24 protein-coding genes and 1 tRNA gene are annotated in these 24260 nt (G+C 68.7%); 15 read left to right on the top strand and 10 right to left on the bottom strand.

Annotated elements, in window-relative coordinates; translation table 11 throughout:
• Positions 1-8: 8 nt before the first annotated feature.
• Both QTH86_RS25470 and bcsD read right to left on the bottom strand, forming a co-directional pair.
• On the bottom strand, positions 9-368 hold the full coding sequence (locus tag QTH86_RS25470) for a hypothetical protein (RefSeq protein WP_286648958.1): 360 nt from the start codon (positions 366-368) through the stop codon (positions 9-11).
• Positions 365-850 carry a cellulose biosynthesis protein BcsD gene (bcsD, locus tag QTH86_RS25465; RefSeq protein WP_286648957.1) on the bottom strand — a complete coding sequence of 162 codons (486 nt, stop codon included), beginning with the start codon at positions 848-850 and terminating at the stop codon, positions 365-367. The genes QTH86_RS25470 and bcsD overlap by 4 nt, the downstream gene beginning before the upstream one ends.
• A 220-nt stretch (positions 851-1070) precedes the next feature.
• On the opposite strand from bcsD, the gene QTH86_RS25460 reads away from it, so the two are divergent.
• Positions 1071-1250, top strand: coding sequence for a DUF3606 domain-containing protein (locus QTH86_RS25460; RefSeq protein WP_286648956.1), 180 nt, complete (start codon positions 1071-1073; stop codon positions 1248-1250).
• A gap of 152 nt (positions 1251-1402) precedes the next feature.
• On the top strand, positions 1403-1618 hold the full coding sequence (locus tag QTH86_RS25455; RefSeq protein WP_286648955.1) for a hypothetical protein: 216 nt from the start codon (positions 1403-1405) through the stop codon (positions 1616-1618).
• A gap of 94 nt (positions 1619-1712) precedes the next feature.
• Here QTH86_RS25455 and QTH86_RS25450 read toward each other — a convergent pair.
• Positions 1713-1797, bottom strand: a tRNA-Leu gene (locus QTH86_RS25450).
• A gap of 40 nt (positions 1798-1837) precedes the next feature.
• Here QTH86_RS25450 and cysM point away from each other — a divergent pair.
• The 4 genes from cysM (at position 1838) to QTH86_RS25430 (ending at position 4753) form a co-directional block, all read left to right on the top strand.
• Complete coding sequence (gene cysM, locus QTH86_RS25445) at positions 1838-2740, top strand: cysteine synthase CysM (protein ID WP_286648954.1); 903 nt, start codon at positions 1838-1840, stop codon at positions 2738-2740.
• Positions 2741-2776: 36 nt separating this feature from the next.
• On the top strand, positions 2777-3316 hold the full coding sequence (locus tag QTH86_RS25440) for an NUDIX domain-containing protein (protein ID WP_286648953.1): 540 nt from the start codon (positions 2777-2779) through the stop codon (positions 3314-3316).
• Between the two features lie 27 nt (positions 3317-3343).
• A complete protein-coding gene (locus tag QTH86_RS25435; protein WP_286648952.1) occupies positions 3344-3571 on the top strand; it encodes a sulfurtransferase TusA family protein in 228 nt (75 codons plus the stop codon).
• 66 nt (positions 3572-3637) lie between these two features.
• Complete coding sequence (locus QTH86_RS25430; protein ID WP_286648951.1) at positions 3638-4753, top strand: SGNH/GDSL hydrolase family protein; 1116 nt, start codon at positions 3638-3640, stop codon at positions 4751-4753.
• Here the strand turns inward: QTH86_RS25430 and galU are convergent.
• A complete protein-coding gene (gene galU, locus QTH86_RS25425) occupies positions 4734-5621 on the bottom strand; it encodes a UTP--glucose-1-phosphate uridylyltransferase GalU (protein WP_286648950.1) in 888 nt (295 codons plus the stop codon). The two genes, QTH86_RS25430 and galU, sit on opposite strands and share 20 nt — an antisense overlap.
• Positions 5622-5676: 55 nt before the next feature.
• On the bottom strand, positions 5677-8565 hold the full coding sequence (locus QTH86_RS25420) for a valine--tRNA ligase (RefSeq protein WP_286648949.1): 2889 nt from the start codon (positions 8563-8565) through the stop codon (positions 5677-5679).
• A 138-nt stretch (positions 8566-8703) separates the two neighbouring features.
• Between QTH86_RS25420 and yaaA the strand changes: the two genes are divergently transcribed.
• From yaaA to QTH86_RS25390, 6 genes are all read left to right on the top strand, one after another.
• Positions 8704-9489, top strand: coding sequence for a peroxide stress protein YaaA (gene yaaA / locus QTH86_RS25415; RefSeq protein ID WP_286648948.1), 786 nt, complete (start codon positions 8704-8706; stop codon positions 9487-9489).
• On the top strand, positions 9486-10331 hold the full coding sequence (locus QTH86_RS25410) for a 2OG-Fe(II) oxygenase (RefSeq protein WP_286648947.1): 846 nt from the start codon (positions 9486-9488) through the stop codon (positions 10329-10331). The genes yaaA and QTH86_RS25410 overlap by 4 nt, the downstream gene beginning before the upstream one ends.
• Positions 10332-10338: 7 nt before the next feature.
• A complete protein-coding gene (locus QTH86_RS25405; RefSeq protein ID WP_286648946.1) occupies positions 10339-11238 on the top strand; it encodes an alpha/beta fold hydrolase in 900 nt (299 codons plus the stop codon).
• A gap of 10 nt (positions 11239-11248) precedes the next feature.
• Positions 11249-12106 carry an NADPH-dependent 7-cyano-7-deazaguanine reductase QueF gene (queF, locus tag QTH86_RS25400; protein WP_286648945.1) on the top strand — a complete coding sequence of 286 codons (858 nt, stop codon included), beginning with the start codon at positions 11249-11251 and terminating at the stop codon, positions 12104-12106.
• A gap of 70 nt (positions 12107-12176) precedes the next feature.
• Positions 12177-12545: a response regulator gene (locus tag QTH86_RS25395; RefSeq protein ID WP_286648944.1), complete on the top strand. Its 369-nt coding sequence runs from the start codon at positions 12177-12179 to the stop codon at positions 12543-12545.
• Positions 12542-13225 (top strand): hypothetical protein, encoded by a 684-nt coding sequence (locus tag QTH86_RS25390; protein WP_286648943.1) that lies wholly within the window; start codon positions 12542-12544, stop codon positions 13223-13225. The genes QTH86_RS25395 and QTH86_RS25390 overlap by 4 nt, the downstream gene beginning before the upstream one ends.
• Here the strand turns inward: QTH86_RS25390 and QTH86_RS25385 are convergent.
• Positions 13171-14385: a DNA topoisomerase IB gene (locus tag QTH86_RS25385; RefSeq protein ID WP_286648942.1), complete on the bottom strand. Its 1215-nt coding sequence runs from the start codon at positions 14383-14385 to the stop codon at positions 13171-13173. The two genes, QTH86_RS25390 and QTH86_RS25385, sit on opposite strands and share 55 nt — an antisense overlap.
• 133 nt (positions 14386-14518) lie before the next feature.
• Here QTH86_RS25385 and QTH86_RS25380 point away from each other — a divergent pair, with 133 nt between their 5' ends.
• On the top strand, positions 14519-15574 hold the full coding sequence (locus tag QTH86_RS25380) for a purine-nucleoside phosphorylase (RefSeq protein ID WP_286648941.1): 1056 nt from the start codon (positions 14519-14521) through the stop codon (positions 15572-15574).
• A gap of 9 nt (positions 15575-15583) precedes the next feature.
• Here QTH86_RS25380 and QTH86_RS25375 read toward each other — a convergent pair whose 3' ends face one another.
• Positions 15584-16261 carry a TIGR02117 family protein gene (locus tag QTH86_RS25375; RefSeq protein ID WP_286648940.1) on the bottom strand — a complete coding sequence of 226 codons (678 nt, stop codon included), beginning with the start codon at positions 16259-16261 and terminating at the stop codon, positions 15584-15586.
• Between the two features lie 8 nt (positions 16262-16269).
• The gene (gene dinB, locus QTH86_RS25370; RefSeq protein ID WP_286649126.1) at positions 16270-17466 is read right to left on the bottom strand and encodes a DNA polymerase IV; all 1197 of its coding nucleotides are present in this window, start codon (positions 17464-17466) and stop codon (positions 16270-16272) included.
• Between the two features lie 226 nt (positions 17467-17692).
• On the opposite strand from dinB, the gene QTH86_RS25365 reads away from it, so the two are divergent.
• Positions 17693-19048, top strand: coding sequence for a dicarboxylate/amino acid:cation symporter (locus tag QTH86_RS25365; protein WP_286648939.1), 1356 nt, complete (start codon positions 17693-17695; stop codon positions 19046-19048).
• Between the two features lie 46 nt (positions 19049-19094).
• Entirely contained in the window at positions 19095-20396 is a 1302-nt protein-coding gene (locus tag QTH86_RS25360) for an alpha/beta hydrolase family protein (RefSeq protein WP_444814112.1), read from the top strand.
• 160 nt (positions 20397-20556) lie between these two features.
• Here QTH86_RS25360 and QTH86_RS25355 read toward each other — a convergent pair whose 3' ends face one another.
• The gene (locus QTH86_RS25355) at positions 20557-21882 is read right to left on the bottom strand and encodes an MFS family transporter (RefSeq protein WP_286648937.1); all 1326 of its coding nucleotides are present in this window, start codon (positions 21880-21882) and stop codon (positions 20557-20559) included.
• Between the two features lie 117 nt (positions 21883-21999).
• On the bottom strand, positions 22000-24222 hold the full coding sequence (pbpC, locus tag QTH86_RS25350) for a penicillin-binding protein 1C (RefSeq protein ID WP_286648936.1): 2223 nt from the start codon (positions 24220-24222) through the stop codon (positions 22000-22002).
• Positions 24223-24260: the final 38 nt, after the last annotated feature.

Here is a 24260-nt window from a genome sequence, read left to right as displayed (position 1 = left end):
CACCGGCATCAGCCCGGCTTGCGCCAGTGCGCCGTCAGGCCAGGGGCCACGCGGGCCGGGATCGGCGTGCAGGCATCCAGACGCGCGAACAGCCGATCGAGTTCGCGCGGGGCCGAAGGCACCACGGGCGCCTCCTTGGCCGCGACCGGCAACGGCTCGGCGGCGGGCGCGACCGGGGGGGGCGTAACGCCCGCCGCCGGGGCCGGTGCCAGCGCGTGCAGGGCCGGCAACGGGGCGGGGACCGGCGCGATGGGACGCGTGGCGGCCGGGATGTCCGCCGGTGCGAATTCCTTGTAAGCCGCCGCGTCGCCGCCGAATTTGCGGAACAGCCCGGTGACATCTTCCTGCGGCGCCTTGGCGTCTTTCATCCGGCGAACTTTCCGAGCGCCAGCTGCACCTGGGTCACAAGGGTGTCGGCGGCTTCCCCGCTGCGGGCCATCGCCTGCACGCGCAGGCCGGCCGGGCTGCCCTGTGCCTGGAACCACGCCTGGTAGGCACCCTCCAGAAAGCCGCTGGTCCAGCTGGCCGCGTCGGCGCCGAAAGCCACGGCCAGCGGGCTGCAATCGTGGGTGATCGACAGCGTCTGGGCGCCTTCCTCCAGGCGGCCGAAACCCCAGCCGATGGATTCCCAGCGTGCGTTGAAGGCGTCTTCGAGCTCGCCCAGCGTCGTGCAGCGCGCCACCGGCAACTGCCGGGCGACGCGTTCACCGATCCGGGCGAACAGCCGGCGATTCTCCTCCGGCGGCAGACCGGCACCCAGCTCGATCGCCAGGGCCCGGTTGAACGCGAGCCATTGCGCCGAGCAGGCCGTGCGTTCGTAGTAGGCGAGGGCGGGGGAGGGAGGCGTCATGAAGGTAAATGCATTGTCACGGCGACAGTGGGCGCTGACAACAAAAGCGATTGGTGACATTGCGGATACGTTTGTTTCAGACAACGCCTGTGCCGGCAGGTGCCATGCTTCCGTCCCTCTCGCCGTCAGCAGTTTGATGGCGTGGCCACGCGCTCTTGTCCGGCAGCGCCGACGGTCAACGCGGAGAACCCTTCTGCGCTCATTTCAGGAGAACCGCGTCATGCACGAACCCACCCCGACCGTCGGCGCATTCGAGACCCGTTCGGTCGACGTCACGCAGCATCAGACCCTTGAATATTGGCTCGACACGCTCGGTGTGGATGAATACCAACTGCGGACAGCAGTGGCCGAAGTGGGCACTTCCGCTCAGGATGTGCGTTGCCACCTCGGCATGCCGTGAGAGCGCGCCAAAAGTGTTAACCCATTGGTTCTCATATGTGAACTAAAGCGTGAAGTTTTGCCTTGTGATGCGGGCCACAATTAAACACAATTGATTACATGGCACACGGCAAAACCTTCCCTCGCAGAGCGCAGACGGCCCCCGATCTGCGCATGACGCGTCTGAGCGTCGACGACCTGGACCACATCGCGCTGGGCCTGCGTCTGCAGTGCGTGCGCGGTGACCTCAATGCCGGTCTGGTGGCCGACGCCCTGGACTCCGTGGTCCGACGACGCCACGCCGCGCAGATGGCGCGGCCACGTCTGCATGCGAACAGCTTCATGTCCTCCGCCTGGCAGCGCGTCACGGCCTGGGCCAGCCTGCGCTGAGCGGAACGAAGCAATCTCGATCCATGGAGCGGCCCTGAAGCAGGTTGCTCATCCATCGGCAGCAGCCGATGTACCCGCCATCGACAGTAGCCGATGGTGCCCGGGGCCGGAATCGAACCGGCACGCCTTGCGGCGGGGGATTTTGAGTCCCCTGCGTCTACCAATTTCACCACCCGGGCACGGGAAGAGTGCAGCCGAAAATTATGGCACAGTGCCGGCATGAAGTACCCGACCATCGAAGACGCGATCGGCAAGACGCCGCTCGTCGCCCTGCAGCGCATCGACGCGACCGAGAATGCACAGCGCGGCAATGTGATCCTCGGCAAGCTCGAGGGCAACAACCCGGCGGGTTCGGTGAAGGACCGTCCGGCCCTCTCGATGATCAAGCGCGCCGAGGAGCGCGGCGAGATCAAGCCCGGCGACACGCTGATCGAGGCCACCTCCGGCAACACGGGCATCGCGCTGGCGATGGCCGCGGCCATCAAGGGCTACCGCATGGTGTTGATCATGCCGGAGGACCTGTCCGTCGAGCGCGCCCAGACCATGAAGGCCTTCGGCGCCGAACTCGTGCTCACGCCCAAGAGCGGCGGCATGGAGTACGCCCGCGACCTGGCCGACCAGATGGTCGTGCAGGGCAAGGGCCGGGTGCTCGACCAGTTCGCCAACCCCGACAACCCGCGCATCCACTACGAGACGACCGGGCCCGAGATATGGGCCGACACGCAGGGTAAGGTCACCCACTTCGTGAGCGCCATGGGCACCACGGGCACGATCACCGGCGTCTCGCGCTTCCTGAAGGAAAAGAACCCGGCGATCCAGATCGTCGGCGCGCAGCCCGAAGAGGGCTCGCGCATCCCGGGCATCCGCAAGTGGCCGCAGGAATACCTGCCCAAGATCTACGATCCGAGCCGGGTCGACCAGGTGGTGAACGTCAGCCAGGACAACGCCGAGGAGATGGCGCGGCGTCTCGCGCGCGAGGAAGGCATCTTCGGCGGCATCTCGGCAGCCGGCGCGCTGTGGGCGGCCCTGGAGATCGCCAGGACGGTCGAGAACGCGACCATCGTCTTCGTGGTGTGCGACCGCGGCGACCGCTACCTTTCCACCGGCGTCTTCCCCGCCTGAGCTCACCCGCCTGATGTCTCCCGTCTGACCACGACCGTGTTCCAGCCCACCTACTGCCCGGCCTGCGCGACGCCGCTTGCGCACATCGAACGCGTCGAAGACAGCGGCGCGACAACGCGCCTGCGGTGCCCCGCCTGCGACTGGACGCACTGGAACAACCCGACCCCGGTGTTGGCGGCCATCGTCGAATACCGCGGGCAGGTCCTGCTGGCGCGCAACGCCGCCTGGCAGCACCAGATGTATGCGCTCATCACCGGCTTCATGGAGGCGGGCGAGACACCACAGGGCGGCATCGCACGCGAGGTGAAGGAGGAGACGAACCTCGATGCGAGCGAGGTGAACCTCGTGGGCGTCTACGACTTCCAGCGCATGAACCAGGTGATCATCGCGTACCACGTGGTGGCGGATGGCGAGGTGGCTCTGTCGCCCGAACTGGTCGATTACCGCCTGTACGACCTGCCGGCGCTCAAGTGCTGGCCCGCGGGCACGGGCTATGCATTGGCGGATTGGCTGCGCGGCCGTGGCCATGTGCCCGAATTCGTCGAGTGGCCGCGTCCGGCGCCCTCGACCTCTTGATCCTTCTTTCCGCTGATTGGGAACGCCATGCACATCCACCAAGAACTCGACACGCGCGGCCTCAATTGCCCGTTGCCGATCCTCAAGGCGAAGCGCTCGCTCAACGACATGCAAAGCGGCCAGTTGCTGCGGGTGGTGTCGACCGACGCCGGCTCGCTGCGCGACTTCCAGGCCTTCGCCCGCCAGACCGGCAATGACCTGGTCGAGCAGCAGACCGTCGGCACGGAGTACATCCACGTCCTGCGGCGCCGGTGACACCCCCGTGAGCCGGCCCCTCTTTCCATCGCTGCCGACCCGGTGGTCGGTGGCCGAGGCCCGCCCATGAGAATGGTCGTGCAGGTCGCCTTCATCGTTCTCGGCCTCGCGGCCGCCGCGGCCCTGATGCTGTGGGACAACGGCGTGCCCGATGCCGTGGCCGACCGGGTGGTTCCCCCCAAGGCCATTCCGCTGGCGGTCATGGGCGATTCGAACAGCCATGCCTACCAGGACCGACTGAACTTCTCGGTCGAGTCGGGCCAGCGCGGCGGCATCAACCAGGAGCGCACGTTCAACTGGGTCGAGGTGCTGGCGCGGCTGCGCGGCGATGAGATCGATGTCGGCCCGTGGGTGACCTGGGGCCGCTCGGGCGTGATGGTCCGGCTGCTCGACCTGCTCCACCTCCCGGTCGGCCGCGCGCCGCGCAAGGAAGACTACCTCTACAACTTCGCCTTCTCGGCCATGGGCTGCAAGGAGCTGATGGAAGGCAAGTTCCGGCAGGCGCCACGCCTGGTCGCACTGATGGACCGTGAGCCTGAGCGCTGGCGCCGGGGCGTGGTGGTGATCCGTACCGGGCTGGGCGAGTGGTCGCAGTTCATGGACCTGCAGGCCAAGGACCCGAACGCGCCGGAACTGCAGCCGGTGATCGATGGCTGTGTGAAGTACGTCGGCGACGCGATCCGTCTCATCCACGCCTCGCACCCGGCCACGCGCGTCGTGGTGGTGGGGGTGGTGAACGAGGCGTCCGACCCGCTGTACTTCGATCGCTGGCAGAACGGACTCGAGTTCGGGAACATCGAGAAGGCGCTCGGCCGCCTCAACGGGGCCCTGCGGCAGCTGGCCGACGCGCAGCCGAACACCCTGTTTTTCGACGACCAGGCCTGGGTCCTGGCGCGCTGGGGATCACGCCCGCCCGACGGCACGCCAGTCTACAAGACCGTCACCATCGGGGGGACGCTGCGCGTGACGAACACCGCCGGAGACGGCCCGAACCACGCGATCATGGAGGACCACCATTCGGGCCTCGCCTACAACGCGTTGTGGGCGCAGTCCCTGGTGTCGAGTCTCCATGCCGGTTTCGGCCTGTCACTCACGCCGATCACCGACCAGGAAGTGGCCCGGTTCGTGTTGCCGCTGGCCGACGCCTCGCTCGGCGCCGCGCTCAGAGCGCCAGGGTCTTGAGGTACTCGCGGAACTGGCCGCCCACCTCGGGGTGGGCCAGGGCCAGTTCGACCGTCGCCTGCAGGAAGCCTTCCTTGCTGCCGCAGTCGTAGCGCGTGCCCTTGTAGGCATAGGCGTAGACGGCTTCCTTCTTCATCAGCGCGGCGATGCCGTCGGTCAGCTGGATCTCGCCACCGGCGCCCTTGGGCTGGTTGCGGATCTCGGCGAACACGCCCGGCGTGAGCACGTAGCGGCCGGCCACGCCCAGGCGCGACGGGGCCTGTTCGGGCGACGGCTTCTCGACCATCTTGTTGACCTTGACCAGGCCTTCGTCGATGGTGTCGCCGGCCACGATGCCGTAGCGCTTGACCTGGTCCAGCGGCACTTCCTGCACCGCCAGCAGCGAGCGGCCCAGTTGGGCGAAGGCGGCGGTCATCTGGGCCATCACCGGCTGACCATCGACCGGGCCGACCATCAGGTCGTCGGCCAGCAGCACGGCGAAGGGCTCGTTGCCCACCAGGTGCTCGGCGCACAGCACCGCGTGGCCCAGGCCCAGCATGCGCGGCTGGCGCACGTAGGAAACGGTCATGTCGTCCGGCATCACCGAGCGCGCGATGTTCAGCAGCGCGCTCTTGCCGCTGGCCTCGAGCTGGCTTTCCAGTTCGTAGGCGGTGTCGTAGTGGTCTTCGATGGCGCGCTTGTTGCGGCCGGTGACGAAGATCATGTCGCGGATGCCCGCGGCATAGGCTTCCTCGACGGCGTACTGGATCAGCGGCTTGTCCACCACCGGCAGCATTTCCTTGGGCTGGGCCTTGGTGGCCGGCAGGAAGCGGGTGCCGAAACCGGCCACGGGGAAAACGGCTTTGCGGATGCGCGTGGTATTGGACATGGATGAAGGAAAAAGTGAATACGGAATGGTACGTGGATCCCGGGGCCCCGGTGTGTCAGCCGAGGCGCATAAGCTGATCGGCCAGGCGCGCGGCCAACGCGGTGAAATCCGCCAGCCGCTGACGTTCCTGGGCGATCACGGCAGGCGGGGCCTTGGCCACGAAAGCCTCGTTGCCGAGCTTGCCGTTAACCTTTGTTATCTCACCCTCGATTCGGGCAATCTCCTTGCCGATTCGGACTTTTTCCGCGCCCTTGTCGATTTCCATGTGCAGGCACAGGCGTGAGCCGCCGACCACCGCCATCGGGGCCGCTTCGGCCGCAGCCGCCCACGTCGCTTCGTCGTCGAACACGCGCACTTCCTTGAGTTTGGCCAGCGCCTGCAACACCGGTGCCGCCTCGCCCAGGAAGGCGCTGTCGGCGGCCTCGTCCGCCACCGCATACAGCGGCAGGCGCGTCGCCGGCGACACGTTCATTTCGCCGCGCAGCGTACGGCAGGCGTCGACCAGGGCCTTCAGACGCGCCACGTGGGCTTCGGCGGCCTCGTCGATCTTCTCCGGCTGGCTCTTCGGGTAGGCCGCGACCATGACCGATGCGCCGGCGCGCCCCGCCACCGGGGCGACCTTCTGCCAGAGTTCTTCCGTGATGAACGGGATCACCGGGTGCGCCAGGCGCAGCAGCGTCTCCAGCGTGCGGATCAGCGTGCGGCGGGTGGCGCGCTGCTGCGCATCGGTACCGGTCTGGATCTGCACCTTGGCGATTTCCAGATACCAGTCGCAGAACTCATCCCAGGCGAACTGGTAGATCGCCGTGGCGACGTTGTCGAGGCGGTAGTCCTCGAAGCCCTTGGCGACGTCGGCCTCGACGCGCTGCAGGCGCGACGTGATCCAGCGGTCGGCCTGGCTGAACTGCAGGTAGCCGTGGGCCGGGCCACCCGGCGCGCATTCGGCCTTGGTGTGTTCCATCAGCCCGCAGTCCTGGCCTTCGCAGTTCATCAGCACGAAGCGCGTCGCGTTCCAGAGCTTGTTGCAGAAGTTGCGGTAGCCCTCGCAGCGCTTGCTGTCGAAGTTGATGCTGCGGCCCAGCGAGGCGAGCGATGCGAAGGTGAAGCGCAGCGCATCGGCGCCGAAGGCCGGGATGCCGTCCGGGAATTCCTTCTGCGTGTTCTTGCGCACCTGTGGTGCGGTCTCGGGCTTGCGCAGGCCCTGGGTGCGCTTGTCGAGCAGCTCGGGCAACGCGATGCCGTCGATCAGGTCGACCGGGTCGAGCACGTTGCCCTCGGACTTGCTCATCTTCTTGCCCTGCGCGTCGCGCACCAGGCCGTGGATGTAGACGTCCTTGAACGGCACCTTGCCGGTGAAGTGCTTGGTCATCATGATCATCCGGGCGACCCAGAAGAAAATGATGTCGTAGCCGGTGACGAGCACCGAGGAGGGCAGGTAGCGCGCCAGGTCGTCGGTCTTCTCGGGCCAGCCGAGGGACGAGAAGGGCACCAGGGCCGCCGAGTACCAGGTGTCGAGCACGTCCTCGTCGCGGCGCAGCTTCTTGCCCGGTGCCTTGGCCTGCGCCTCGGCCTCGTCGTGCGCGACATAGGCATTGCCGTCCTCGTCGTACCAGGCCGGGATCTGGTGGCCCCACCAGAGCTGGCGCGAGATGGTCCAGTCCTGGATGTTTTCCATCCAGTGGTTGTAGGTGTTGACCCAGTTCTCGGGCACGAAGCGCACCTCGCCCGACTTCACCACGTCGATGGCCTTCTGGGCAATCGAGCTGCCGTCGGCGCCGGCCTTGGTCATGGCCACATACCACTGGTCGGTCAGCATCGGCTCGACCACGGCGCCGCTGCGGGCGCAGCGCGGCACCATGAGCTTGTGCTTCTTCACCTCGACCAGCAGGCCGAGCGCGTCGAGGTCGGCGACGATCGCCTTGCGCGCCACGAAGCGGTCCATGCCGCGGTATTTCTCGGGCGCGTTGTCGTTGATGGTCGCGTCGAGCGTCAGCACGCCGATCATCGGCAGCTGGTGGCGCTGGCCGACGGCGTAGTCGTTGTAGTCGTGGGCGGGCGTGACCTTCACGACGCCGGTGCCGAAGGCCTTGTCGACGTAGTCGTCCGCGATGATCGGGATCAGGCGGTCCACCAGCGGCAGCTTCACGTTCTTGCCGACCAGGTGCTGGTAGCGCTCGTCTTCCGGGTGGACCATCACGGCCGTGTCGCCCAGCATGGTCTCGGGGCGGGTCGTGGCCACCACCAGCGTCCCGCTGCCGTCTTCGAGGGGGTAGGCGATGTGCCAGAGCGAGCCGTCTTCTTCCTCGCTCTCGACTTCCAGGTCGCTCACCGAGGTCTTGAGCACCGGGTCCCAGTTGCCCAGGCGCTTGCCGCGGTAGATGAGGCCTTCGTCGTAGAGCTTGACGAAGGTGTCGGTGACGACGGCCGAGAGGTCGTCGTCCATCGTGAAGTACTCACGGCTCCAGTCGACCGTGTCGCCCATGCGGCGCATCTGGCCGGTGATGGTGTTGCCGGACTTCTCCTTCCACTCCCACACCTTGGCGACGAAGTTCTTGCGTGCCTCGGCGGGCGTCGGGCCCATGTCGTGGCGGCTGATCTTCTGTTCCTGCAGTTGGCGCTCCACCACGATCTGCGTGGCGATGCCGGCATGGTCGGTGCCCGGCACCCACAGCGTGTTGTCGCCCTTCATGCGGTGGTAGCGCGTGAGGCTGTCCATGATCGTCTGGTTGAACGCATGGCCCATGTGCAGCGTGCCGGTCACGTTGGGCGGCGGCAGCTGGATGGCGAAGGCATCGGCGCCCTCCTTGGGCTGCTGGGTGCCGCGGTAGCCGGCCTTGGCGTAGCCGCGCTGTTCCCACTCCGGGCCCCAGTGCGCCTCGATGGCGGCGGGTTCGAAGGATTTGGACAGGCTCTCGAGGCCGGGCTGGGAGATGGGTTCGCTCATGGCGTGCTTCGGAAGGGCGAACGGCACCTCGCGGGTACCGCTGCGGACAGGATGGGAAGCCTTCAATTTTAGCCGGGCGACCCGGGGCCGCCGGGACACGGCCGGGCCTGCCACAGGTCACACCCATAATTGCAGCCCATGCTCTTCCTGCTCTCGCCCGCCAAGTCGCTCGACTACGACAGCCCGCTCCCCGCCGACCTGCCCGCCACCCAGCCCGTGTTCGAAGGCACCAAGGGGCCGGCCGCCGAACTGATCGCGCTGATGCGCCAGAAGTCGCCGCAGCAGATCGCCGAGCTGATGCACCTCTCGGACAAGCTGTCGACCCTCAATTTCACCCGCTATGCGGCCTGGTCGCCCAGGGGCACCGCGAAGAACGCACGCCAGGCCGCGCTGGCTTTCGACGGCGACGTGTACGGCGGGCTCGACGCCAAGTCGATGACCGCCCCGCAGCTCGCATGGGCGCAGGATCACGTCTGCATCCTCAGCGGTCTGTACGGCGTGCTGCGCCCCCTCGACCGCCTGCAGCCCTACCGCCTGGAGATGGGCACGCCGCTGGCCAACCCCCACGGCAAGGACCTGTACGCCTTCTGGGGCACGCGCATCGCCGACCACCTCAACCAGCGCCTGGCGGCCGACCGCACACCGGTGGTGATCAATCTCGCCTCGCAGGAGTACTTCAAGGCGGTCGACCAGGAAGTGCTCAAGGCGCGCGTGGTCGAATGCGTCTTCCAGGAATGGAAGGCCGGCCAGTACAAGATCATCAGCTTCTTCGCCAAGCGCGCCCGCGGCCTGATGGCCCGCTGGGCCGTGCTGCACAAGGCGGCCACCCCCAAGGCGCTGGAGAAGTTCGACCTGGAAGGGTATGCCTTCGATGCAGCGGCTTCGCTGCCGGAAAGGCTGGTGTTTCGAAGGAGAACGCAATGACGCAACCGGTGACCCCCGAACTGCGCAGCTGGCTCGTGTCGCAACTCGCGGCGGGGCATTCCGTGGCAGCGCTGCGCCAGTCGATGCGCGCCGCCGGCTGGCAGGACGCCGCGAGCGACGCGGCCCTGGCGGACATCGAACGGGGCGTGGGCTCGCCCACGTTGCCGGCCTTGCCGAAGCAGGCCCGCCCGATGCCCGGCCCCGACCTCGACGGCGCGCCGCTCTACCTGGATGCGGGCGACCGCCGGGTGCACGTGCTGCACACGGTCACGCACCCCCGCGTCGTGGTCTTCGGTGACCTGCTGGCCGACGACGAATGCGAGGCGCTGGTCGCCGCAGCGGCCAAGCGACTGGCCCGATCGCTCACCGTCGAGACGCAGACCGGCGGCGAAACCCTCAACGTCGACCGCACCAGCGACGGCATGTTCTTCGAGCGTGGCGAGAACGAGCTCGTCGCCCGCATCGAACAGCGCATCGCGCACCTGTTGCGCTGGCCGCTGACCTTCGGCGAAGGCCTGCAGGTGCTGCGCTACGCGCCCGGTGCGCAGTACCGCCCGCACTACGACTACTTCGACCCCGCCGAGCCCGGCACGCCGACCATCCTGCGGCGCGGCGGCCAGCGCGTGGGCACGCTGGTGATGTACCTGCAGGAGCCCGAGCGCGGTGGTGCCACGGTCTTCCCCGACATCGGCCTGGAGGTCGCGCCCAAGCGCGGCACCGCCGTCTTCTTCAGCTACGAGCGGCCCGACCCGGGCACGCGCACGCTGCATGGCGGCGCGCCGGTGCTGGCCGGCGAGAAATGGGTGGCGACCAAATGGCTGCGCGAGCGCGAGTTCACATGACGCGCCGATGAAGGTCCAGGCCAACGGCATCGAGATCGAGGTCGAGGACACGGGTGGCGCAGGCCGGCCCGTGGTGCTGCTCATCATGGGCCTGAACATGCAGCTCATCGCCTGGCCGGACAACTTCGTGAAGGGGCTGGTCCGCGCCGGCTTCCGCGTGGTGCGCTTCGACAACCGCGACGCAGGCTTGAGCACGCAGCTGGACGAGGCCGGCACCCGCAACCTGCTCTGGCAGGGCCTGCGTTACCGCTTCGGGCTGCCGGTGCAGTCGGCCTACGGGCTGCAGGACATGGCGAACGACGCGATCGGCGTGCTCGACGCCCTGGGCATCCGCCGGGCGCATGTCCTGGGCGCCTCGATGGGCGGCATGATCGCCCAGCGCGTCGCCGCCACCGTGCCGGAACGCGTCACCAGCCTGGTGAGCCTGATGAGCTCCAGCGGCGCGCGCGGCCTGCCCGGCCCGCGCAGAGACGTGGTCGCGCTGATGATGCGGCGGCCCGCGAAGCGCGACGAGGCGTCGCTGGTGGCGCACAGCATGCGTCTGGTGCGGCTCATCGCCGGACCGTTCTACCCGCCGGACGAAGCCGCGCTGCGCGAACGGCTCACCCTTGCCATGCGCCGCGCCTACCGGCCCCAGGGCCTGATGCGCCAGATCGCCGCCGTGGCGGCCGACACCGGCCGCGTGAAGCTGCTGGCGCGCATCACCAGCCCCACGCTGGTGATGCACGGCGATGTCGATCCGCTGGTGCCCATCGCCTGCGGGCAGGACACGGTGCGCCGCATCGCCGGCGCGCAGTTCGTTGCCATTCCCGGCATGGGCCACGACCTGACGCCGCAGCTCACCGAAATCCTGCTGCCGCAGATGGTTCCTTTCCTGAAAGCGGCGGAAAAGTCCCGTACCGCGTAGAACCACCCCGATGAGCCTCGACAACACCCCCGAACAGTCGCAACTGGGCCGCGCGTCGGCCTACGCCGACCAGTACGACCCGACCCTCCTGTTTCCCATCGCCCGTGCCACCCAGCGCGCCGCCCTCGGCATCGCCGACGGCGCCTTGCCCTTCTTCGGCGCCGACCTCTGGACGGCGTTCGAGCTGAGCTGGCTCAACCCGCGCGGCAAGCCGCAGGTCGCGGTGGCGCACTTCACCGTGCCCTGCGAGACGCCCAACATCATCGAGAGCAAGTCCTTCAAGCTCTACCTCAACAGCTTCAACAGCAGCGTCTTCGCCGATGCCGACGCCGTCCGCGAACGCCTGAAGGCCGACCTGGCCGAAGCCGCCTGGCGCGGCAGCGAGCGCAGCGGCGGCATCGGGGTGAAGCTGCTGGCGCCGCAGGCCTTCGCGCGTGAGGCGGTGCAGGAACTGGAAGGGCTGGACCTCGACCGTCTCGACATCGAATGCACGCACTACCAGCCGGCCCCCGAGCTGCTGCGCAGCGATGCGAGCCTGCCGCCGGTCGAGGAAACGCTCACCAGCCGCCTGCTCAAGAGCAATTGCCTGGTCACCGGCCAGCCCGACTGGGGCAGCGTGCAGGTGCGCTACAGCGGGCCGCCCATCGACCAGGCCGGTCTGCTGGCCTACATCGTGAGCTTCCGCAACCACAACGAATTCCACGAACCCTGCGCCGAGCGCATGTTCTGGGACATCTGGCGGCAGTGCCGGCCCACCCAGCTCAGCGTGTACGCGCGCTACACCCGCCGCGGCGGCCTGGACATCAACCCCTTCCGCGCCAGCTGGCCGCAGGCCCTGCCTGCCAACACACGAACCGCGCGACAGTAGGCTTGCGCCTACATCGCTCGGCGCCCGGCCCCTCGATACTCGTCACCTTTGTGTCCAGGGACCTCCGAACGTGAACGTGTTGATCGTCGACGACAACGAAGCAGCCGCTGATCTGCTGCAGGAACTGCTCTCCCTGCAGGACCACACGGCCCGGTGCACCTACTCCGGCATGCAGGCGCTCGAAGCCTGCGCCGGAGAGGTTTTCGATGTCGCGCTGGTCGACATCACGCTGCCGGACCTGCCCGGCACCGAAGTCGCGCGCCGCCTGCGCGCGAGCGCCCGTCCGCCGCTGCTGGTGGCGGTGACCGGGCTCTCGTCGCAGGATGCTGGCGCTTCGGAGGCCGGGCTGTTCGACCACCACCTCCAGAAGCCGATCGACTTCGACGCCCTGGATCGCATCCTCGAGCGGGCTGGCCATCGATCCTCCGCCGCCTCATGAAGGCGTCGCCCGGTGCGCGCAGCTGGATCGCTGCTGGCGTGCGCCACGAGTTGCTCACGCGCGCCTTGCCCGCGCTGCGCCACGACATGGCCGCGCCGGTCTCGGTGATGCGCATGGGCCTGTTGATGCTCAGGCGGCAGGTCGCTGCGCCCACCATCGATATGGCGGCGTGCGAGGAGCGCGTCGCGCTGATCGACCACCAGATCGCCGAACTGGTGAGCGCGGTGCGCTCGCTGCGCGACTGGGAGCTCGCCACCGACGACGAGGGCATCACCCGGCGCGGCCTGGTGGTGCAATGCGTCGGCCTGATGCGTGCCGCGTTCGACCTGCACGGTGTTCGCCTGCAGGTGGACGAAGCCCTCACCGTCGACGCCGACCCGAACGCGCCGAAGTGGCCGTCCGGGGCGTCGCTGCGCTACCTGATGCTCGGTGCGCTGGGCTACCTGCACGACACGCCCCCCGACGTGGGGGCCATCAGCGTGGCCGCGGAGGGTGAGGGGGCCCTGGTGCTGCGCGTGGTGGCGGGTGCGCCCGACGCCACCGACCCGCTGGCCGGCGCGCATCGCGCGCCACGCAAGCTGGCCATCGATGCCATTGCGCTCCAGTCGCTGGCCGAGGACCTCGGCTATGTGCTGACCATCGAGCACGACAGGGTGCGCTTGCCGCTGGCGCCGGGCTGAGTGCGCCGCGGCCGCCGGGCCGCGGTTGCCCCGGTAGCCGTCGATTCGCGCATCAGCTGCCTGCGGTGCGCCTTCAGGAACGCCAGCAGCCGTGCCTCGGCCGCATACAGCCGGCGCGCGCTCCTGGCCTGGCCGGCGATCCTCTGCCACACATCGGTCATCGTGCCCGCGTCCTGGGCCAGCGTGGTTCCCAGGGCGAGCACGGCCGGATGCACGTAGGCCTTCTTGCAGACCGCCGGCGTGTTGCCCAGCTGCTTGGCCACCGCGGCGATGATCTCCTTGGCGCTGTAGCGCATCGACGGCGTGGCGCCGCCACCGTCCCCGCTGTCTCCAGTATCGCGGCTGTCGCAGGCCAGGCGCGTCAGCTCGAGCGCCTGCACCGTGCCGTGCCAGGTGCGGAAGTCCTTGGCCGTGAAGTTCTCGCCGGCCGCCTCGCGCAGGTAGTCGTTCACGTCGGTCGATGACAGGCGGCGCGGCGTGCCGTCCGCGTCTTCGTACTGGAAGAGGTCCTGGCCGGGCAGTTGCTGGCAGGCGCGCACCACCTTCGCAACGCGGGGGTCGTCCACCTCGGTCTCGTGCATCACGCCGCTCTTGCCGCGAAAGCGCAGCTTCAGCGACGCACCGCGCACGGCCGCGTGCTTGTTGCGCAGGGTGGTGAGCCCGTACGAGCCGTTGGTGCTGGCGTATTCCTCGTTGCCCACGCGCAGGAAGGTCGTGTCGAGCAGGCGCACCAGCGTCGCCAGCACGCGCTCGCGGCCGAGCGCCGCGCGCGCCCCCCCGTTGCCGAGATCACGTGCGACGCGCGCGCGAATGCGCGGCAGTGCGCTACCGAAGGCCTCCAGCCGTTCGAATTTGCTTTCGTCCTTCAGCAGCCGCCAGTCGGGGTGGTAGCGGTACTGCTTGCGGCCGCGCGCGTCGATGCCCGTCGCCTGCAGATGGCCGTTGGGCAGCGGGCAGATCCAGACGTCGGTGTAGGCCGGCGGAATCGCCAGGCTGCGGATGCGCGCGATCTCGTCGGGGTCGCGCACCCAGGCGCCGGTCGCGTCCTTGTAGCGGAAGTGCTCGCCCTGTCGAAAGCGTCGCAGGCCCGGCATGTCGGGGTTGACGTAGACCAGGCCGTTGGCGAGCGGGGCGGGACGCGGTGTTTTCGTTCGGGGCATGGCGTGCGGTGTGGAGCTCCCATCGACAATGCAGGGGCGGCCGATGGCCGGCTGTAGGACGCCGCAAGTTCCACGAGTGCGTGGCGTCCTCATGGCCACCGCCGCACCCATCCCTTTTCCTGAAAGCGTCTTCATGTCCATTGCTTCCCGCTTCCGCGCGCGCTGGTTCGCGCTCGGCCTCACGGCCGTGCTGGCCGCCGGCTGTGCCACCTCGACGGCGCCCGTCGCCCCGGCGACGCCGGCCGCCGCCACCGCCCCCATCCGCGTCAAGGTCTTCGTCGCCGCCATGTTCGAGATCGGCCAGAACACCGGCGACCGCGCCGGCGAGTTCCAGCACTGGTACGAGCGCTACTGGAAGGGCGCCACGCCCATCGCCGTGCCTGGCGCGCTGCAGCCGGTGTACTGCAACACCGACGGCGTGTGCGGCGCCGTGCTCGGCATGGGCAAGGTGAACTCGTCCTCGTCGATGCAGGCGATCCTGCTGAACCCGGCCTTCGACTTCTCGCAGGCCTACTACGTGATCTCCGGCGTGGCCGGCACGCCACCGCAGCGCGGCACCATCGGCGAGGTGAACTGGGCGACCTGGCTGGTCGACTACGACCTGGGCCACCGTTGGGCGCCCGAGGAGAACAAGGCCGGCGAGCCGACCTTCATGCCGCGCAAGGGCTACGAGGACTACCGCCGCTTCCAGCTGAACCCGGCGCTGGTCGGCTGGGCCATGAAGCTCTCGGGCGATACGCCGCTGAAGGACTCCGACAGCGCCCGCAAATACCGCCTGCGCTACCCCGATGCGGCTGCCCGCCGTGCGCCCTTCGTCGGCACCGGCACCCACATGACGGGCGACACCTTCTTCCACGGCCCGGGCATGTCGAAGCAGGCGCAGTACATCGCCAAGCTCTACGGTGCCGACGACTACGTCATCACCGAGATGGAAGCCGCGGCGATCACGCTGGTCATCAAGCGCACCCACGGCACCGACCGGGTGATGAGCCTGCGCGGCGCGGTCAACTTCGACCAGGGCAATCCCAACGAGAGCACGCTGGCGCACCTGGACCCCGCACCTGGCGAAACGGCCGGCGGCTTCGCCGAGACGGTGGAGAACATCGCGCGCGTCGGCACCCGCGTGGTCGACCACATCGTCGTCAATTGGCCGCAGTGGCAGGGCGGCGTGCCCCCGCTGCCACGCTGAGGCGTTCGATCAGGGGTGGGCCGGCTGCAACCGGCCCACCACGTTGAAGTAGAAGGGCGTCCAGCGGCTCACCGGAACGCCCGCGCGGCGCAGGCCGCGGCCGGTCCAGGTGTTGCAGGTCTCGAAGAGGTGGTAGCTGCCCTTGGCCTCGTAGAAGGCATCGTCCGGCCCGTAGCCCGCACCGGGCAGGGCGATGGTCCGGCCGCCCGGCAGGCTGCCGCGCACATGGGCCACCAGCGCCAGGTACTGCCGCTGCGACAGCGGCATCGCGTAGGCGCCCTGGCGCAGTTGCACGCGGGTGAGCCAGGTCACGTGCAGCAGCGATGCGTTGGCCCCGAACAGGGCGCCGACGGCGCGGCGCAGCGTGAGGTCGGCCCAGGTCGGCGTGTGCAGGTAGAAATCGCGGTCGCCCCAGCCGACGGCGACGAATTCGGCCTCGGGCGGTGGCGCCTTCGCGTCGTGCGGGTCGAACAGCGCGCGCCAGTCGATGGCCGCGCTGCGCACCGGGAAGACCAGGTCGGTGTGCACACCGTTGCTCAGGACGTAGGCCTCGATGCTCGGCGGCTCGGCCGGTGCCCGGGCGTTCGCGGGCCACAGCATCAGTGCGGCGGCGACACCGACGTACAGGCCTAACAGCGTGACCAGCGCGAGCAAGCTGCCCGCGATCCAGCCAAGGCCTCGTCGCACCCCGAGCCTCAAAACAGCGAGGCCGTCTGCGCCGCCGCGTCCGGCGGCGTGCGGGCGCGCGAGGCGCTCGTCGCCGGCGCAGCGGCCTCCGCGCTGTCGGCCCGCACCAGCGCGCCCACGCGCACGCCGATCAGCCGCAGCGGCCGTTCCAATGGCACGCGCTTCAAGCACTGGCCGGCCGTCTGGCGGATGGCCTTGCCGTCGGCGGTGAAGCGGTCGATGGTCTGGTCGCGCGTGGCGATTCGGAAGTCGTCGTAGCGCAGCTTGATGCCGATGGTCTTGCCGACATAGCCCTTGCGCTGCAGGTCTTCGGCCACCTTCTCGCACAGGTGCGTGAAGATGGCCCCCAGTTCGGCGCGATCGCGCACCGCGTGCAGGTCGCGGTCGAAGGTGGTCTCGCGGCTCATCGACACCGGCTCGCTCTCGGTCACCACCGGCCGGTCGTCGCGGCCCCACGACACCTCGTGCATCCACGCGCCCGTCGCCTTGCCGAAGTTCGCGATCAGCCAGTCGCGGTCCTGCGCGGCGATGTCGCCCACGGTGCGCAGCCCGAAGCGCTCGAGCTTGGCATCGGCCTTGGGACCGATGCCGTTGACCTTGCGCACCGGCAACGGCCAGATGCGCGTCTGCAGGTCCTCTTCGTGCACGATCGAGATGCCGTTGGGCTTGTCGAATTCGCTCGCCATCTTGGCGATCAGCTTGTTGGGCGCCACGCCGATGGAGCAGGTGAGTCCGGTGGCCTCGAAGATCGATTTCTGGATCAGCCGCGCCAGCACGCGCCCGCCTTCGCGCTGGCCGCCGGGCACCTCGGTGAAATCGATGTAGACCTCGTCCACGCCCCGGTCCTGCATGACCGGCGCGATGTCCAGGATGATCTGCTTGAACTGCCTCGAATAGGCGCGGTACTGGTCGAAATCCACCGGCAGGATGATGGCCTGCGGGCAGAGCTTGGCGGCCTTCATCAGCCCCATCGCCGAGCCGACGCCGAACTGCCGCGCCGGGTAGGTGGCGGTGGTGATCACGCCGCGGCCGGCGTAGTCCTTCAGCCGCGGGAAGGCGTCCACCGGGATGTCGGCCAGCGTGCGGCCTTCGGGCAGGTCGCGGATCGCCTCGTCGACCTTGCGCCGGCCGCCACCGATGACCACCGGCAAGCCCTTGAGCTGCGGGTAGCGCAGCAGCTCGACGGAGGCATAGAAGGCATCCATGTCGAGGTGGGCGATGCGGCGCACGGGCGGGGAAGAAGCGGTCACACCGCGATTTTCGCCCGGCAGCGGCGGCCCATGTCGTGCCCCGTGAACGGCGGTGGCTGACCGGAGGGTGACTACGTACGTACTCCCACTTACACCGCCACGGCCCCATCGCATCGAGACGGCGGTAGCATGCGCCCCGCGCCTTCGCCGTCACCTCGAAAACAACTCGCTGGCAGAGACCATGACAACCACATTGCCTACACCCTCCAAGCGTCCGATCTACCGATCGCTCTACGTCCAGGTCGTGGTCGCCGTGATCATCGGCGTCACCCTCGGTCACTTCTATCCGCAGGTCGGCGAGTCGATGAAGCCGCTGGGCGACGGCTTCATCAAGCTGATCAAGATGCTGATCGCACCGATCATCTTTTGCACTGTGGTGGTCGGCATCGCCGGCATGGAGGACATGAAGAAGGTCGGCAAGACCGGCGGCCTCGCGCTGCTGTATTTCGAGGTCGTCAGCTCCATCGCGCTGGTGGTCGGCCTGGTGCTGGTCAACCTGCTCAAGCCGGGCGCCGGCATGAACGTCGACCCCGCGACCATCGACACCAAGTCGATCGCCGCCTACACCGGCCCCGGCAAGATGCAGGGCACGGTCGACTTCCTGCTGAACGTCATCCCCAACACCATCGTCGACGCCTTCGCCAAGGGAGAGATCCTGCAGGTGCTGCTGATCGCGGTGCTCTTCGGCTTCGCGCTGCACAAGTTCGGCGGCCGCGGCACGCTGGTGTTCGACGTGATCGAGAAGGGCTCGCACGTGCTCTTCACCATCGTCGGCTACGTCATGAAGCTCGCGCCCATCGGCGCCTTCGGCGCGATGGCCTTCACCATCGGCAAGTACGGCGTCGGTTCGCTCTTCTCGCTGGGCAAGCTGATGGCGGTGTTCTACATGACCTGCCTGCTCTTCATCTTCGTGGTGCTGGGGCTCATCGCGCGCTTCCATGGGTTCAGCATCTGGAAGTTCATCAAGTACATCAAGGAAGAACTGCTGATCGTGCTGGGCACCTCGTCGTCGGAATCGGTGCTGCCGCGCATGATGGAGAAGATGGAGAACCTCGGCGCCAAGAAGACGGTGGTGGGCCTGGTGATTCCCACCGGCTACTCCTTCAACCTCGACGGCACTTCGATCTACCTGACGATGGCGGCGGTGTTCATCGCGCAGGCCACCAACACCGACATGACACTCACGCAGGAGCTCACGCTGCTGGCGGTGCTGCTGCTCACATCCAAGGGCGCCGCGGGCGTGACCGGCAGCGGCTTCATCGTGCTGGCGGCCACGCTGTCGGCCGTCGGCCACGTGCCGGTCGCGGGCCTGGCGCTGATCCTGGGCATCGACCGCTTCATGTCGGAAGCCCGTGCGCTGACCAACCTGATCGGCAACGGCGTCGCGACGCTGGTGGTCGCGAAATGGACCGACGAGCTCGACGAGAAGCGCCTGCATGCCGGCCTGAACAACGAGACCTGGGTCGAGGCCGACGAGCCCGAGGTGCTGGTCAACGCGAAGACCGAGCACATGGTCGGCGGCGCCCCGCGCGCCTGAGTCTCTGCCCGTGTCGTTCCTTCGGCATCTCGCCCTCTGGGCCACGATGGCGCTCGGACCGGCCAGCGCCCTGGCGGCGCCAGCAGACACCGCACCGCGCCCGGCCGACTGTCCGCCCACCGTCCCGGCGGACGCGCGTTGCTACAACGGGCGTGATGGCGAAGGTGCGCTCTACTGGATCGCCATCCCCGCGCAGTGGCAGCGCGACGTGCTGGTGGTGCACGCGCACGGTGGCCCCACGCTGGGCGCGCCGACGCTCCAGCGCGGCGCGGAGGACCTGACACGCTGGTCGGTCATGGTGAAGGCCGGCTACGCCTGGGCCGGCTCCACCTACCGCCGCGGCGGCTACGGCGTGACCCTGGCGGCCGAGGACACGGAACGGCTGCGCAAGCTCTTCATCGCGCATTTCGGCCAGCCGCGGCGCACCGTGCTGCATGGCCAGAGCTATGGCGGCGGCGTGGCGTCCAAGGCGGCCGAACTGTATGGGCCGGTGCCCGGCGAACGGCCCGCCTACGACGGCGTGCTGCTGACCAACGGCGTGCTCGGCGGTGGCGTCGACGCCTACGTGTTCCGGCTCGACCTGCGCGTCGTCTACCAATACGTCTGCCGCAACCATCCCAAGCCCGACGAACCGCAGTACCACCTGTGGATGGGCCTACCTTCGAGCGCCGCGCTCACGCGCCATCAGCTCGCCGAACGCGTCAAGGAATGCACCGGCGTCGGCCTGCCCGCGGCGCAGCGCAGCCCGGAGCAGGCGGCGCGGCTGAAGACGATCCTGTCGGTGGTGAAGATCCCCGAGCGCACCCTGGTGGCCCACCTCGACTGGGCGACCTGGTTGTTCGAGGACCTCACGCAGAAGCGCCTCGAAGGCCGCAACCCATTCGGCAATGCGCGTGTCGTGTACAGCGGCTCGGCGGACGATGCGGCGCTCAACGCCGGCGTGCTGCGCTACGAGGCCGACCCGCAGGCGGTCGGTATGCTGAGCAACGACAGCCGCCCGACCGGCCGCCTGCGCCTGCCGGTGCTCACGCTGCACGCCATTCACGACCCGACAGCCTTCGTCGAACTGGAAAGTGCTTACCGCGGGATCGTGGATGCGGCTGGCGCCTCGGACCGGCTGGTGCAGACTTTCAGCGACGAGTCGCAGCACAGCTACCTGAGCGATGCGGAGTACCCGGCGCTGATGACCTCACTGCTCGACTGGATCGACCGCGGTGAGAAGCCGACGCCGCAGAAGGTCGCCGACCTCTGCGTCCGATACGAGGCCGCCTTCGGCAAGGGTTGCCACCTGCGCCCTGATTACACGCCGCCGCCACTGGCGACCCGTACACCTGCCGCAGGACGCTGAAGGGTTCACGCCTCTCGGCTTTCCACGTCGCTGCGCCACCCGCATCGCATGAGACCGGCACGACCGAGACCAGGGCACCCGCGGAACTGGCTCTGCCAGGCCGCTGGGTGCGCCCCCTGGAGGGGGAGGCGCCGCAGGCGCATCGGGGGTGGACTCTATTTCAATGGTCGTGGTGCAGGTAGCTGGCCTGCCGCGGCAGCCGCCAGCTCACCGCGAAGGCGATGACCATCATCGCCGTCACATACCAGTAGAAGGCCGACTCGTGGCCGAGCGACTTGAGGCCCAGCGCCACGTACTCGGCCGAGCCGCCGAAGAGCGCATTGGCAACGGCATAGGCCAGGCCCACACCCAGCGCGCGCACCTCGGGCGGGAACATCTCGGCCTTCACGATGCCGCTGATCGAGGTGTAGAAGCTGACGATGGCCAGCGCCAGGATGATCAGCAGGAAGGCGGCCACCGGGTTCGTCACATGCTGCAGGCCGGTGAGGATCGGCACCGTCGCCAGCGCGCCCAGCGCGCCGAACAGCAGCATGTTGTTGCGGCGGCCGATGCGGTCCGACAGCGCGCCGAACACCGGCTGCATGCACATGTAGACGAACAGCGCGCCGGTCATGACATAGCTGGTCGTCTTGATCGGCAGGTGCACCGTGTTCACCAGGTACTTCTGCATGTAGGTGGTGAAGGTGTAGAAGATCAGCGAGCCGCCGGCGGTGTAGCCCAGCACCGTGAAGAAGGCCGCCTTGTGGTGCTTGAAGAGCCCGGCCATGCTGCCGGCTTCCTTGTTGGCCTTGGCTTCGGCCGTCTGCGTCTCGTGCAGCGTGCGGCGCAGCAGCAGCGCGACGACGGCGGCGACCGCGCCGATCGCGAAGGGAATGCGCCAGCCCCAGGCCTTCAGCTCGGCCTCGGACAGGAACTGCTCCATCACCACGATCACCAGCACCGCGAGGAGCTGGCCGCCGATCAGCGTGACGTACTGGAAGGACGAGAAGAAGCCGCGCTGGCCGCGCAGCGCCACCTCGCTCATGTACGTGGCCGTGGTGCCGTACTCGCCGCCGACCGACAGGCCCTGGAACAGGCGGCACACCAGCAGCAGGAAGGGCGCCCACGCACCGATCTGCGCGTAGGTCGGCAGGCAGGCGATGACCAGCGAGCCGCCGCACATCATCGCCACCGAGATCAGCAGCGAAGTCTTGCGGCCCATCCGGTCGGCGATGCGGCCGAACAGCCAGCCGCCGATGGGGCGCATCAGGAAGCCCGCCGCGAACACGCCGGCGGTGTTCAGCAACTGCGCGGTGGGGTCGGACTTGGGGAAGAAGGACGGCGCGAAGTAGAGCGCCGAGAAGGCATACACATAGAAGTCGAACCACTCGACCAGGTTGCCGGACGAGGCCGCCATGATGGCGAAGATGCGATGGCGCTTTTCTTCGGTGGTGTAGGCGCGCGGCGCGGCCGTTTCGCCCGCGACGGGAGGAGCAGTGACTGACATGAATCGCCTTGTTGTGTGAATCTGGGCGTCAGCCATTTTGCGGCGTTGCCGCAACGCCCGCTGTCGGTCGACGACGCATCCGACCCCATGAAGGGGATATCGCTACCGCGCGGTAGTTCAGGGGCGGCGTGCCACCGGTGCCAGCACCCCGGCACCGCGCACTTCGACGCGGATTCGGTCGAGCACCTCGCCGCGGCCATCGGTCAGTTCGACCAAGTGACGGCCCGGCCACGGCATCCACTGGGCCTGGTTGCCACGCGCGAAGGGCTTGCCGTCGATGCGCCACTGCAGGCCCTGGCCTTGTGCCTCGAAGCGCACGCGCTGGCGGTTGGGCGGGATGTCGGGATCGATCGCGATGATCGAGCCATCGGCCGGCGACGTGATGCGGTTGCCAGCATCTGCCGCCGCGGCGTCGGGTGCGAACAGGCGCTGCTCGGTGCCGGCGATGAACCACTCGCTGCGTGGCGCTTCGAGCTCGCTGCCGAAGCGCACCGGCACCTGCACCACGCCGGTGGGTGCAGGCGGTGCACGACTGGGTTCGCGCGCATGCAGGAAGCCCATCACCTCGGCCCACACCGGCGCGGCACCGCTGGTGCCGCTCACGTCCCACATCGGCGCGCCGCCGGCATTGCCGACCCACACGCCGACCGTGTAGCGCTGCGACCAGCCGACGGCCCAGTTGTCGCGCATGTCCTTGCTGGTGCCGGTCTTCACCGCCGTCCAGAAGCGGGTGCCCAACACGCTGTCGACGCCGAAGGTGCGGGTGCGTGCGTTGGCATCCGACAGGATGTCGCCGACGATGAACGCGGCGCGCGGGTCGATGGCAGGCGGCGCGGTCGGCGTGCGTGGCGCGGGTGTTGGTGCTGCCGCCGGGAGCATGCGCGTCTCGCCGAAACGTCCGCCATTGGCCAGCGTGCGGTAGGCATTGGTCAACGCCAGCAGCGACACCTCCGCGCTGCCAAGGGCCAGGCTGTAGCCGTAGTAGCCGCCGCTCTCGAGCAGTGGCAGGCCGGCGGCCTGCAGCTGGCGCGCGAAGGACTCCGGCGAGACCATCACCAGCGTGCGCACCGCTGGCACGTTGAGCGATGCGGCCAGCGCGGTGCGCACCGAGACCGGCCCCTTGAACTGGCGGTCGTAGTTCTGCGGGATGTAGAGCCCGCTGGCCGTGTTGATCTGCGCGGAGGAGTCGTCGAGCAGCGACGCGGCGGTCAGGCGCCGCTCGGCGATGGCCTGCGCATAGAGCAGCGGCTTGAGCGTGGAGCCGGGCTGGCGCTGCGCGAGCACCGCATCGACCTCGCCGGCGCGGCTGAGCGCACCGGACGAGCCGACCCACGCGAGCACCTCGCCGCTGGCGTTGTCGAGCACCACCAGCGCGGCGTCTTCGACGTTGCGGCCGCGCAGTTCGCGCAGGTGGCGCTGCAGTGTGCTCACGGCGAAGCGCTGCAGCGGCGCGCGCAGGGTGGTGCGCAGCGTGGCGTCGGCGGTGTTCGTACCGGTCGGTGCAGCGTCGCGGCGCAGCTGCAGCGCGCGGCGTGCGGCATGCGGCGCGATGCCCTCGCTCGGCTCGAAGGCACGGCGCTGCAGGGCGGCGCTCGCGAACATGTCGATGGCGTCGCAATCGATGCGGCGGCGCTCGGCGTCGGTTGTTTCCATCGCCTTCATCACCTCGCAGGCGCGTTGCGCGACCAGGGCGGGCTTGGCGTTCGGTGCACGCACCAGCGCCGCGGCCACGGCTGCTTCGCGCGCATCGAGCCCGTGCGGCGCCTTGCCGAAGAGCGTGCGCGACAGGGCATCGATGCCGACGATCTCGCCGCGGAAGGGCACGGTGTTGAGGTAGGCCTCCAGGATCTGGTCCTTGCGCCATTGGCCTTCGAGCTGCGCGGCGGCCACCGTCTGGCCGAGCTTCTGCGTCAGGCTGCGGCCCCCGTTGCCGCGCCGCAGCTCGTCGTCGAGCAGGCCGGCCAGCTGCATGGTGATGGTCGATGCACCGCGCGTGCGCGTGTTCCACAGGTTACCCCAGGCCGCGGCCGAGACGGCGCGCCAGTCGACGCCGCTGTGCTCGTAGAAGCGTCGGTCTTCGCTGAGCACCATGGCGGTCCGCAGGGCGGGCGACACGTCGGCCAGCGCGATCCATTGCCCGCGGCGCACGGTGGCGTCGGTGCGCACGCGCTGCAGCAGGGCGCTGTCGCGATCGAGCACCTCGGTGTCGGACGGGCGGAACTCGCGTCGGACCGCGTCGAAGGTCGGCAGCGCCCAGGCCGGCCCCGCGCACGCGGCCGCGATGCCCAGCACGAGCAGCGGCCGGCGCAGGCTGGGGCAGCAGAGGGAGAGAAGGTGCATGGCGTGCAAGACGGGCAACGGGCCTACTTTAAGTCGCG

The sequence above is a fragment of the Variovorax sp. J2L1-78 genome (assembly GCF_030317205.1).
GTDB lineage: Bacteria > Pseudomonadota > Gammaproteobacteria > Burkholderiales > Burkholderiaceae_C > Variovorax > Variovorax arabinosiphilus.
The sequence above is the reverse complement of the archived record's forward strand: the minus strand, read 5'-3'. Positions and strand labels throughout refer to the sequence as shown.